The sequence below is a fragment of the Aliivibrio kagoshimensis genome (assembly GCF_050337105.1).
GTDB classification, from domain to species: Bacteria; Pseudomonadota; Gammaproteobacteria; order Enterobacterales; family Vibrionaceae; genus Aliivibrio_A; species Aliivibrio_A kagoshimensis.
The window spans coordinates 1-12,209 of the sequence record NZ_JAKJSQ010000037.1 but is presented as its reverse complement, the minus strand read 5'-3'; the positions used below and the strand labels follow the sequence as shown (position 1 = coordinate 12,209).

At 41.7% G+C, this 12,209-nt stretch carries 9 protein-coding genes and 2 pseudogenes; 3 read left to right on the top strand and 8 right to left on the bottom strand.

Annotated elements, in window-relative coordinates:
- Positions 1-53: 53 nt before the first annotated feature.
- The 3 genes and pseudogenes from L4C32_RS12755 to L4C32_RS12745 form a co-directional block, all read right to left on the bottom strand.
- Positions 54-419, bottom strand: a pseudogene (locus L4C32_RS12755) (GTP-binding protein); the annotation flags it as partial.
- Between the two features lie 143 nt (positions 420-562).
- Positions 563-1,028, bottom strand: a pseudogene (locus tag L4C32_RS12750) (CobW family GTP-binding protein); the annotation flags it as partial.
- 596 nt (positions 1,029-1,624) lie between these two features.
- Complete coding sequence (locus tag L4C32_RS12745; protein WP_428197260.1) at positions 1,625-2,773, bottom strand: aminotransferase-like domain-containing protein; 1,149 nt, start codon at positions 2,771-2,773, stop codon at positions 1,625-1,627.
- Between the two features lie 88 nt (positions 2,774-2,861).
- On the opposite strand from L4C32_RS12745, the gene L4C32_RS12740 reads away from it, so the two are divergent.
- Positions 2,862-3,746, top strand: a complete 885-nt coding sequence (locus tag L4C32_RS12740) for an AraC family transcriptional regulator (RefSeq protein ID WP_428197259.1) — start codon at positions 2,862-2,864, stop codon at positions 3,744-3,746.
- A gap of 9 nt (positions 3,747-3,755) precedes the next feature.
- Here L4C32_RS12740 and L4C32_RS12735 read toward each other — a convergent pair whose 3' ends face one another.
- Positions 3,756-3,986, bottom strand: a complete 231-nt coding sequence (locus L4C32_RS12735) for a hypothetical protein (RefSeq protein ID WP_428197258.1) — start codon at positions 3,984-3,986, stop codon at positions 3,756-3,758.
- A 77-nt stretch (positions 3,987-4,063) separates the two neighbouring features.
- Between L4C32_RS12735 and dsdA the strand changes: the two genes are divergently transcribed.
- Positions 4,064-5,404, top strand: a complete 1,341-nt coding sequence (gene dsdA / locus L4C32_RS12730; RefSeq protein WP_428197257.1) for a D-serine ammonia-lyase — start codon at positions 4,064-4,066, stop codon at positions 5,402-5,404.
- On the opposite strand, the gene cysS is transcribed toward dsdA, so the two are convergent.
- The 3 genes from cysS to L4C32_RS12715 all read right to left on the bottom strand — a co-directional run bounded on the left by cysS (position 5,391) and on the right by L4C32_RS12715 (position 7,911).
- Positions 5,391-6,764: a cysteine--tRNA ligase gene (gene cysS, locus L4C32_RS12725; protein ID WP_428197256.1), complete on the bottom strand. Its 1,374-nt coding sequence runs from the start codon at positions 6,762-6,764 to the stop codon at positions 5,391-5,393. The two genes, dsdA and cysS, sit on opposite strands and share 14 nt — an antisense overlap.
- Before the next feature lie 209 nt (positions 6,765-6,973).
- Positions 6,974-7,438 carry a DMT family transporter gene (locus tag L4C32_RS12720; RefSeq protein WP_428197255.1) on the bottom strand — a complete coding sequence of 155 codons (465 nt, stop codon included), beginning with the start codon at positions 7,436-7,438 and terminating at the stop codon, positions 6,974-6,976.
- A complete protein-coding gene (locus L4C32_RS12715) occupies positions 7,435-7,911 on the bottom strand; it encodes a DMT family transporter (RefSeq protein ID WP_428197254.1) in 477 nt (158 codons plus the stop codon). Before L4C32_RS12715 ends, L4C32_RS12720 begins: the two co-directional genes overlap by 4 nt.
- Positions 7,912-8,012: 101 nt before the next feature.
- Here L4C32_RS12715 and L4C32_RS12710 point away from each other — a divergent pair, with 101 nt between their 5' ends.
- Positions 8,013-8,918 (top strand): LysR family transcriptional regulator, encoded by a 906-nt coding sequence (locus tag L4C32_RS12710; RefSeq protein WP_428197253.1) that lies wholly within the window; start codon positions 8,013-8,015, stop codon positions 8,916-8,918.
- A 29-nt stretch (positions 8,919-8,947) separates the two neighbouring features.
- On the opposite strand, the gene L4C32_RS12705 is transcribed toward L4C32_RS12710, so the two are convergent.
- A complete protein-coding gene (locus tag L4C32_RS12705) occupies positions 8,948-12,142 on the bottom strand; it encodes an HD domain-containing phosphohydrolase (RefSeq protein ID WP_428197252.1) in 3,195 nt (1,064 codons plus the stop codon).
- Positions 12,143-12,209: the final 67 nt, after the last annotated feature.

Genomic DNA, 12,209 nt, shown 5'->3' with positions numbered 1-12,209 from the left:
TCTCTTTGCTAACGTCATAAAAAAGAGCACATTAAGTGCTCTTTTTTAGTGCTTTATGGTTTCATAATCGTCAACAATACATCTTCAAGTTGCTGCCAAGGCATTAATTGGCTATCAATTACTTCAATTTTTGATTCAAAACCACTTAACGTAAGCTCATTCACCGAAACCACTTGATTAGCCACATTAAAGGCAAAGCAGCCTTTATCCGTATTAACGACTGCTTTGATCCGCTCTGCCGTTAAATCTGAAAATACTGAAAATAGATCATCAAAAGCGAACTCGGTTTCAGCGCCGAAAAACCAGCCGCAACTAAAGTAGCCTTGTCCTTTGTTCTCTTTACGTAAAAACGTCTCACCTGGAGCCAGAGATAACTCTGGAATATCCTGACTGATGTGCTGATGCGTATGGGCATCAATCTCTACTGTCATAGTTCGCTTAGCATCAAGAAGACCTAAATCAAAGTCACCATTAACCGCTATTTGAGTAGCTAATTTTTGAGGCTGCTGCTCATTTGACCAAGATTCGAATGCCAGTGAATCCTGAACCCCATATTGATCACTTTTATTGGCAATAACAATATCTGCTACCGCTAATTGATCGTTAAAGTTATGATTATTCGTGTATTTTGTATTGGATAGATTACGTGCATCAAGTAGAGCTACTGTCGCTTTTAGATCAACATAAGGGGCATATTGCTCTGAAGTAAGAATAGCAATAATCTCTTTAGGGTGCCCCAATCCTGTGGGCTCGATAATCAAACGATCAGGTTTTTGTCTAAGCAAAGCATTGACGCCAACAGACATAGGCAAACCCGCAACGCAACACATACACCCTCCAGGAACCTCTTTTACCAGTCCCCCTTGATTTTCAAGCAATGCACCATCAATACCTATCTCACCAAACTCATTGACTAAAATGGCCCACTTTTCATTTTCAGGCTTATTTTTCAGTAAATGAATGATAGTGGTAGTTTTACCGACACCGAGAAAACCAGTAATAATATTCGTTGGAACGTGAACAGACATCTATAACCTACCAAGACGGGATAAAAAACAACAAACATAAAAAAGCCGCGCTAATCTTAGCACGGCTTGTATTTGTAAACTAAACTGTCTTTTGGAACATTGTTAAACCTTGTTTTCTGCTCATACGTGGGCAATGCGAAGTGATCTAAAGCTCGAGGCCATAATTAGAACCAATTCTTTTGTTTCAACAAGGGTGTAGCTCTTTCATGTGACTCATATTTTCTATTCGCCCTCCATGTAGCTCTCTACAAAAATTGTTTTTTTACAATGTTGCCTTTTACGTTTTGCGATTATATTTTACTTTTTTCTATACGTATTCGTCTTACGTTTTACATATTTTTACACATTTCATTTATACATTTTCTATTACTTTCTTTTCATCTAACTTGTACGCTTCTGTGTTTCAACGTACATATTAACTATGGCTCATATTTTTAGAATTACCAATCTAAACTGAGCTTATTAGGACAAAATGGAACTGGTGTCATAAATAAGACTTTTTCTTTTCTTAGAACGAAACTAGTGATTCAATTTATGATCGATATCATTCTCGGCAATAACATCAGTGAATACAGACATAAAGATCTCATCAGCCTCTAAAGCGTTGTCAATTGTTTGGCGATCACTGCTACCGCTTGTTCTATCTCTTCAAGCGAAGAGTTAGTAAAGTTGAGCCGTAACGCTGGTTTCACTTCAGAGCGGTTGGCGTAAAAGACATCACTTGGCACCACAGCCACCCCTTGCGCTAACAGGTCATTAGCTAGCTGAAATGCATCACACTTAGGTAGAGTAAGCCAAATGAACATACCTCCTTCAACTGGCTTCAACGTACAGTTATCAGGCAATGACTGTGTTAATTCATCCACCAGTTTAAGGTAGCGCTTTTTATACAACTTTCGAATGCCATCTAAATGTTGTTCGAAATCTGGGTGCTTTAACAGCCCTAATAACAGTGCTTGCATTGGAATACTTGAATGCAAATCTGCGCCTTGCTTCACCTTCACCAGAGGTTGAATGTAGCTCTCTTTACCGGTCACAACGCCAATGCGTAGTCCAGGCGACGCTATTTTTGAAAATGAACGCAATACAATCGAATGGTCGGGGCAAAAACTTGAGACCATTGGCAACTCACTGCCAGTGAACCTCAATTTTCGGTATGGGGCATCCTCAACCAGAGCGACGTCATATTGCTGACAAAGCTCCGCCACTTTTTGACGAGTCGCCAGTGACCAACATACGCCCGTTGGGTTGTGAAAATCAGGCACCGCATAAAAGAGCTTTATCTTATTCTGTTTAAAAATCTGCTCTAAGGCGACGGTATCTGGCCCTTCATCATTTTGGCTCACACTAAGCATGTTTGCCTGACTTAACCCAAACACTTGCATGGCACCTAAATAGCTTGGTGCTTCCATCACGATTTTATCACCAGGGTCCATATAGGCTCGAGCGATCAAATCAAGGCCTTGTTGGGAGCCTGTACACACCATTGCCTTATGGTTATCCGGCAACTGGTATAGATCGTTAAGGTGAGCTAAAAGTGGTCCATACCCTTCAGTGCTGCCATATTGGAACACCTCAGGCATAGAACTTAAGCTAGCTAGAGTCGATTCCATCAAACCAATTGGGAATGTGCTTTGATCAGGTAATCCACCCGCTAATGAAATCACACTGTCGCTGCTTGCCGCTGCAAGGATTTCTCGTATATACGACGAAGGTATCTGTTGTAGCGATTGTGCAATTTCCATGGTTTATCCTGATATTTATTATTTTTAACAGAATACTATTGATTGACCCTTTCGGCATGTCCATTTATGCTATCTATATTGTCTATTTATGCTATTTTATATGTCTAAATCTCAACAACTTTCTCGAATAAACGATGTATTGTTTTATATTCATCAAGATATTAGCCGTGATTTGCTTGCTAGTGAGTTGGCCACACGTGCCGCCTATTCAGAACAGCACTTTCATCGAATCTTCAAACAGGTTGTTGGCGAATCGATACATCAATATATTCGAAGAACACGTCTCGAATATGCAGCGAATCAATTGATGTTTGATAGTACTGCCACCGTGATGGATATTGCCCATAGTGCGGGGTTCAACTCCGTCTCTTCATTCAGTCGAGCATTTAAAACACTTTTTGCCCTGTCTCCTGGTCAATGGCGACACAGTGACATGAGTAGCCGTGATAAACCCTATTTATCTGACAATGAAATCGCCACCAGCTATCAACGAATCTCTCATCAGGAACCTCCAACGGCCAAAATTGTTGAAGTCGCCCCTAGACACGCGGCTTATGTGCGCCATCAAGGTTACGGTCGTTCAATTAAAAATGCGTGGTCAGAACTGCAAAGTTGGGCCATAAGTGAAGGTCGTGATTTCTCACAGCAGTTTGGTTTGCACCACTCCAACCCTGCGGTCGTAGAGCTAGCTTTGTGTCGATACGTAGCCTGTATTAGCATAGATACGCCAATAAAAAATAGAGGCCATATTAATCAATTGATTATTCCTGGTGGGACACACGCCGTGTTCCGTCTTACGGGGAAGTATGGTGAGTTACTGCCTCAATTGAGTTTGATTCTAGAGAAGTGGTTACCGACATCGGGACTCAAAATGAAAGCAACTCCTGCCTATGTTCATTATCACAAGAATCACTTCATTGAACCGGATGAACGATTTGGGTTGGATTTCTACCTACCCGTTAGTTTCTATTAAATTGCTTTTTTAATAGTTATAGCGCGACTTCCGGCTATTCTTAGCTTGTCGTTCGTTGCCTCGCTTATAGTTTCCCGTTAACCTTGCCATTAGCTGTTGGCCATCAGAAAAGGACCCATCTTCGACCTCTTGGCAAAATTCAGCGGCTTTTTGTCCACGTAACACCGTCGCTTTTTTATCGTGGTGAAAAATAGTAACCTCACCGGAGACCACTCGAAATGTAAAATGTAGATCGTCCATATTCCCTCTCGATTGCGTTTTAATACCGTGTTAAATTCCAACCATATAATAATCATGATTCACCCTAGGGCTAGCTCATGTATCAAGATAATATCAAACAGCTTACTACTCAATTTCCACTTATTCAGCAATTAATTCAATTGGAACCTGTGAGTTGGTTTAACCCTAACATCACAACATATGAAGATGCTTTGCCTTATGTCGGCCTTACCCATAATGACATTAAGTCGGCCAGTGATAGGTTACAGCGATTCGCCCCTTTCTTTTGCCAAACCTTTCCGGATACAAGAAAAACCAAGGGTATTATCGAATCACCTGTAACCGATATACCGGAGATGCAAGCCGCTCTGCAGAGCCGTTATCAAACAGTTCTACCTGGCAAGTTAATGATTAAACTCGATGCGTTACTTCCAATTTCTGGTTCAATTAAAGCGAGAGGTGGTATCCATGAGGTATTACAGCATGCCGAAAATCTGGCATTAAACGCTGGAAAATTACAGCTAGACGATGACTATAAAGTGTTAGATTCAGAGGGTTTTCGTCACTTCTTTAGCCAGTATAAGATTGCCGTTGGCTCTACAGGTAACTTAGGCTTATCAATAGGTATTGTCAGTGCAGCTTTAGGTTTTAATGTCAGTGTTCATATGTCGGCAGACGCTAGACAATGGAAAAAAGATCGCCTGCGTAAGCATGGTGTCAATGTGGTCGAGTATAACGCTGATTACAGTATTGCCGTTGAACAAGGGAGACTTGACGCTGAAAACGACCCCTACTGCCATTTTGTAGATGACGAGAATTCGACGTCGTTATTTCTCGGTTATGCCGTTGCCGGAGAGAGACTCAAACAGCAATTTGATGATCAGAACATCGTAGTAGATGGCAATCACCCACTATTTGTTTATCTACCTTGCGGGGTTGGCGGCGGCCCCGGTGGGGTAGCTTTTGGATTAAAACAAGCATTCGGTGACCATGTTCACTGCATCTTCGCTGAACCGACTCACTCTCCATGTATGTTGCTAGGGGTACACACTGGATTGCACGATAAGATCTCAGTGCAAGACCTAGGCATTGATAACGTTACTGCTGCCGACGGACTCGCGGTTGGTCGAGCCAGTGGTTTTGTTGGTAAAGCGATGGAGAGAATGATCGATGGTTTCTTTACCATAGAAGATAGGGATATGTATCAACTGCTTGGTCTGCTTGAGCAAACGGAACAGCTCGCATTAGAGCCCTCCGCTTTAGCAGGAATGCCTGGTCAGTACCATGTAGTAAGCAACTCTGACTATTTAGAACGAATGCAACTCACCGACAAGGTTGAACAGGCCACTCACCTCGTCTGGGCAACAGGTGGTGGCATGGTTCCAAAGAGTGAAATGGCGTCATACCTGCAAAAAGCAAACACCGCTACACAGGAGTAATCACAATCTCTTCAGCATGGGTATCATTAATTTGGTACCCCATCGCGAGTACTTTATCTCGTAATTGGTCTGCTTGTTGATAATCTCCTGCCTGTTTTAATGCCACTCTCTGCGCAGCCATTTCATAGACGGCAGCTGGCACGGTAACCTCAGGTACCTTATCAACATCACAGCCAAACACCGTATCAAAAAATTGGATGGTAGCCCGTTTATCTGCATCACTGATCGCACTTTCCAATACTTTCCACACCAACGAAAGCGCTTGGGGCATATTCAAGTCGTTATTTATTTTCTTCATAAACTGAGCTTGAAAATCACTGTCTATGTTCCCACCTAAGGGCAGAGCAGTAACCTTATCTCTCAATCGTTTTAACGCTTTCTTTGCTCCTGCTAATCCTTCCCATGTAAAGCTCAACTGACTTCTGTAATGGCTGGTAAGTGTTAAGTAACGATAATCTATCGGATCATAGCCCTGCTCTATGAGCGAAGATAAACGCATTGAGGTTCCTGACTTTGAAATCTTCTCTTTATTCAGATTTAAAAAATATCCATGCATCCAATAGTTGGCTTGAACATGACCATTTTTGGCCTGACACTGTGCAATTTCATTGGTATGGTGCACTGGGATGTGGTCCTCTCCACCAATATGAATATCAAACTGCTCACCCAAATACTTCTCTGCCATGGCTGAACACTCAATGTGCCATCCAGGGAAACCGATTCCCCAAGGACTTGGCCACTCCATTTGCCGCTTTTCTTCACCACTGAATTTCCACAATGCAAAATCGGTGATGTTTTTCTTATTGGCCATATCAACACGTATTCCAGCCACTAAACCTGCTTTATCTAATCGCGCTAATTGACCATATTCCGGTTGCTTTTCAGTATCAAAGTAGATGCCATCGTGCGTTTTATAGGTAAACCCTTTGATTTCAAGATCAAGGATAAAGTCTATTTGTTCCTGAATATGGTCGGTGGCACGACACACAGTGGAAGGCATGCTGATGTTTAATCGCTCCATATCTTCAAAAAAAGCGTGTTCAAAAAAAGTAGCAATTTCGCACGCTGATTGGTTCATTGCCCGTGACCCCTTCTCCATCTTGTCTTCACCTGTGTCTCCATCTGATACTAAGTGGCCAACATCAGTAATGTTCATCACATGATCCACCGAGTAGCCATTGAGTGTCAGCACTCGTTTGAGCAGATCCACAAACAGGTAGGTTCTTAGATTCCCGATATGAGCGTAGCCATAGACTGTTGGCCCACACGCATACATTCCCACTCTCTTTTTCTCAATGGGGGTAAACTCAGTTTTGACGCGCTCCATGGTATTAAAGAGCTGCACAGGTATAGTAGACATAGTATTTCCTTATAAAAAACAGAAAGGCCGTGGATGCGAACATCAACGGCCTTGAATCTTTTTGATTGAGTATGCTAAATAATAACTACGTAAAAGCCGCCGTAAATGTGAATTTACAGCAACAACATGATGGGTGAGAGATAGCATTAAATTTATTCATAACCCCAAACTAAACCATCTGCAAAGTGAATGCAATGCCATATTAGTACTCAACTTTCTTTTGTACGTATTTGCCCACTATAGACCCCAACAATGATCATAAAGACTCCGCATAACTGTATAGCTGTATCGACTAAGGGCTGATCAACAACATCAAACATCACCCCGCTCACCATTTGACCACTGATGACTAATAGTGCCGTTTTCAGCGCTCCAATCCGTGTTAAGACATAACTGTTAATCGCCACATATAGTGCACCAATCACTCCGCCTAAATATCTTATTATCGGAACTTGTTGCCACTCAACCTCTAGGACATCGCTCCATGTTAAGGTCTCTGCGATATTAAAATAGCCACAAAATGTAATGACAATGATGAGCAATAGAGCACCCACCGCATGATTATAAAATGAAGCTGAAAAAGCACCTTTACTGTGGCTTAATCGACCATTGATTGCGCGACATAGGCCAATTAACAGACCGTTCCCTAGTGCTAACACGATCATCCAAATCATGATGGACTCCTAAAAAAGATAATTAACATACTGCCCACGACGATAAGTATCACTTTTTTTACCTGCACAGCAGTGATCTTATTCTTCTCAACACCCAATAACCCCCAAGCATCACAGATAAGACCAAAGGTAACCTGACCAATAAGTCCAAGAACTAAAGTGCCCGCTAGCCCAATATCACTGTTCACGGTAATAGCTGCGATGATGACCACTACCGCCCCCGGCACGCCTCCTAAATAACTCCACTTTGGTGCAAGTGTCGGCTTCTTATTACTCTCCACACTCTGTTTGTTGCTAAACACGCTAGTGAGTACCAGCAACAACAACGCGATAACCGCCCCTATCCCATGTGCGAGCCACGAGGCAACAATCGGTGAACTCGACTCAGCCAGTTGACTATTAAAGCGAATCATACTCGCTAATAAGACGCCTCCAATCAATGCCATGACTGTATTCAAATACTTTACGCTCACATTCAGCTCCTTATCTATTGTTAGGAACCGAAGCTTATATTGTTTTCATATTGGTGATAATATTCAGATAAGAATTACAATGTTGAGATAAAGTTGACAATATGGAGATATTCACTTCAATACCCGTGTTTGTCGCCGTCGTTGAGTGCGGAAGTTTTTCTGCAGCTGCGGCATCACTAGGGGTGACTAAATCGGCAGTTAGTAAACGTATTAATCAACTTGAAAGTCAGTTAGGCATTAAGCTTCTTCATCGAACAACACGATCTTTGAGTTTAACTGAAGCAGGTGAGCACTATTTTGATTATGCCCGCCATGCGCTGACCATTGCTAGTGAAGGCGAAGATGCGATAACTGCGTTACAACAAACGCCTCAAGGCACACTGAGAATTAACGCTCCGATGGCTTTCGGGCGCATACACTTAGCACCACTTATTCCTCACTTTTTGCTAAACCATCCTCAAATACAGGTCGATATGGAGATGGATGACAAAGTGATTGATATGGTTGCTGGCAGTTTTGATATTGCGATACGAATCGGAAAGCTTCCCGACTCATCTCTGATTGCTAAACACGTTGCACCGTGTGTCAGTGTCTTGTGCGCATCACCTGAATACCTTGCAAAACATGGCGTACCCCGCCACCCAAGTGAGCTTCCCACACATAACTGTCTCAACTACTCGTATTTCCAAGCAGGTAATGAGTGGCGCTTTATAGGGCCAGAGGGGCTTGTCAGTGTGGTGCCGAAAGGAAACTACATTGTGAATAACAGTGAGGCACTGTATGAAGGACTACTAGCAGGGCTAGGGATTTGCCAAATGCCGACCTTTATAGTTAGTCAGGCACTCAAAGAGGGAAAACTGCTCGTCCTGCTTCCCGACTATAAGCTGCCAAAGCATGCGGTTTACGCCATGCTCACTGAGCGCAAGCATGTTCCTGCAAAAACTCGTCTGTTTATTGAGTTCCTTCAACAACAATTCGATCAGGAAATGCCGCATTGGGATAAATAACACCCCCATCATAAGAGTGATGAAACGAATTAGCCCCGAAGGAATTTAGTAATATCTACCTTATCTATCTGCTCTGGTTTCATAAATTTCTTCGCATAGACTAGATACGTTTCAGAGGTTAAAAACAGCTCAAAAAGATCAATATCTATGTGTTCGTCAAGCGCAAATTTGTGCAGGATATTAATAGCAACACTTAATGGTTTCACTTTTTTATACGGACGATCTGCCGCAGTAAGAGCTTCAAAAATATCCGCAATGACTAAGATGCGCTCAGGTATTGTGAGATCGGTTGCATCCAACTGTCTTGGATACCCTGTCCCAATAAGCGTTTCATGATGCGTTGAAGCAAATTTTGGTACATTAGCCAGTTCAGGCGGGAAAGGTAACTGCTCCAGCATCTTAATCGTTCCCACTATATGCTCATTAATGATATACCTGTCTTCTGCAGTTAACGTGCCTCGAGCAACGGATAAGTTATAGATCTCTCCTAAATTTGCTTGGTGCTCCGGAGGCTGCATCTTGATCCCTAACTTTTCATCAAACTCTTTTTTCACTCCTCTAACCACTTTATGCTCAGGTTTGTCTGTTAATACTTGCTCAGTAACGGGTAATTCCACAGAGCCATCAGCTTTTGACTGATTCGTAAATTGTGATAAATGCAACTCCTCAACAGGAGACAAGCCAAGGGTATCATCAAAATGTCGAAGCCAAGTTCGTTGACCAATCTGCTGCAATCGTTCGATTTTCTCTTGCGCCATAAACTCGCCCCCCACATTAGCATTGGCCACAAAAGTATAGTCTAGGGTTAATTGAGACTGCTGCTCCGATAATTGCTGCTGTAGCTCCGCTTTTTTATCTGGTTGTTCGATAAGCGCTTGATAAAATTCTATCTCGGTATCACGCCATAGTACTTCAAAACGCATTCTTACTTCATGAATCCGGTTATAAATGGCTTCAAGTTTGCTGCCTTTATCAACGATATGTTCAGGGGTAATTATTTTCCCACAATCATGCAGCCACGCCGCAATTTGAAACTCGCGATACTCATCCGCGTTCTTAAAAGAGAAGTCATTAAATGCTTCACTGCTACTCTGCTCAGCAGCACTGGCTAGCATCAAGCCGAGTTCTGGTACACGGTTGCAGTGGCCTCCTGTATAGGCCGATTTATCATCTATAGTCTGGGCAATGAGTTTGATAAAGGAGTCCATGAGGTTTTGCTGCGTCTTCTCATGATGTTTAATGGCATCTGACATTTCTACCATTGACTCCGCGAGTTCATCAATTTCTACAATATTACTATTTATGCGAGACACATCTTCATATTGACGATGTTTGATTTTTTCATTCTCAATCGCAAGCAATCTAATTGGCTTTACAATGGGCCCGGAGAAAAACCAACTAATAGGAAAAATGAACAATAAACAGATACTGGTAATAACTATTGATATGTGAACCTTTTCTAAACTGCTCGAAAAAATAGTTTCACTGGGAACGACAATCGCCAAAAAATCGCTCTTATTACTGTTGACTGGTGTCAAAAAAACAAACTGATCGATGCCATCGATTTGAACTGGAAGTAATTTCCCATAAAACTCTTCTTGCTCTGCTAGATCAAGTAGCTCTACGTAAGGAATCACACCTTCAGGACTCTCTACCTGGCCATTTTCAGTCGTAACGGTAAGCCACTTTTTGTTTAATTCATCTCGTTGCTCTTGAGTAATATTATCAATAGCGAGATTAATAATAGACATCAACTCATTTTGTTCATCTTTTAATATAAAATGCAGCCCACTATCAATATCGGCTGGAGAGAAGCTCGGTGTCGAGTGATATTGGATATCACCAATAAAGTACTGTTGCTGGGTATATCGAAGGATCACTTCATTATCAAGCCCTGAATAAACCTCTCCTTGTGATACAGCCTCTAACACATCCCGACTAGATGGGAGTTCGATAATATTGATGGTCGGGAAATGTTCTTTAATTGTTTTAGTAATTGACCACCCTTGTACTATGGCTAACTCTTTTCCTTGCAACTGTTCAATACGACCAATTTTGGCGTGCTTTGGTTGAGTAATAATGGCAAAGGGTAAAGTTAAAAATGGTGTTGATAACACACCTCTTTGATGATTAATTTCACTATTAAAAGCGGGTTGAAGCATGTCGATATTGTGATTATCAAATCCGTCAACTAATTCTGACCAAGTATGACCATTAGTATATGTAAAACTTAGCCCCGTCATTTCAGAAATTAAGGTTAGGACATCAATACTATAGCCTTCTGGATGTCCAGAAATTGAAAAATCAATCGGGCCCCAATCTGTTTCATTCGACACATTTAATGTTGGGGTACTCTCAATCAACTGCCTCTGTTTACTGCTTAATGGTAAATTGGGTGCTGGAGTCGGTAGCGAACCCTCAATGTCCTTTTGACTGCTTGAAATGATCTCACCAGATTTTTGAAATAGATATATCTCCTTATCGATTTCACCCTCTTGCCCTAAGCCTTGTTCCATTAAGTATTCGTCTAGAGAAGACAACGCAATATCGATTGCTAATACCGCATCCGTATTGGGTATTTTCGCTGAATAGGTTTGTCCTGGCGCTTGTAGATTCTGAAACATATAGGGTGACGTTTTATAAACAGTATCTAATTGAGCGTTTTTATACCAGGGGCGAACCGTAGCCAGATAATCGCTAGGCTCTTCACGGATCACGCGAACATTGAATACTTCATCCAGATACTTTATGGTTCGAGTTCTACCCGTTCCCGTATCCTTAATATCAATCACCACCCACCGGTCTTTATATGAGGCTTTAATTTGTTGCCGAATAACCGGGCTAGCATCTAAATTGATAACCTCAGATAAGTCACCATTACCATAACCAATATACACCGCATAAAAAACATCACTGCTATCCAACATTGACGAAAATATGGGGATTGCGGAATCACTAAGCTCATGGCCATTGAGCAGATCACCAAATTTAGCAAGCATTTGAGTGACATTTTCTGCTTTTTTATCAATCACTAACAAATGTTCTTGTGTTTTTTTGCTGGTTAATGAAAAGAGCTGGCTAGCGGATTCAGTCGCCATTGTTCGACTAAAATAATACTGTAAACTGATCGCAATTGTGGCAGTGATAACCGTTGCCAAAATAAAAATACTAACAACAGTAAAACGAATTGTATGCTTTGACAGAGCTGGCACGCGCATTATCATTAGAGTTTCCTTTTGAAACAACAATGCATTAACATTATACTATTTATACTATTTATACTATTTATAC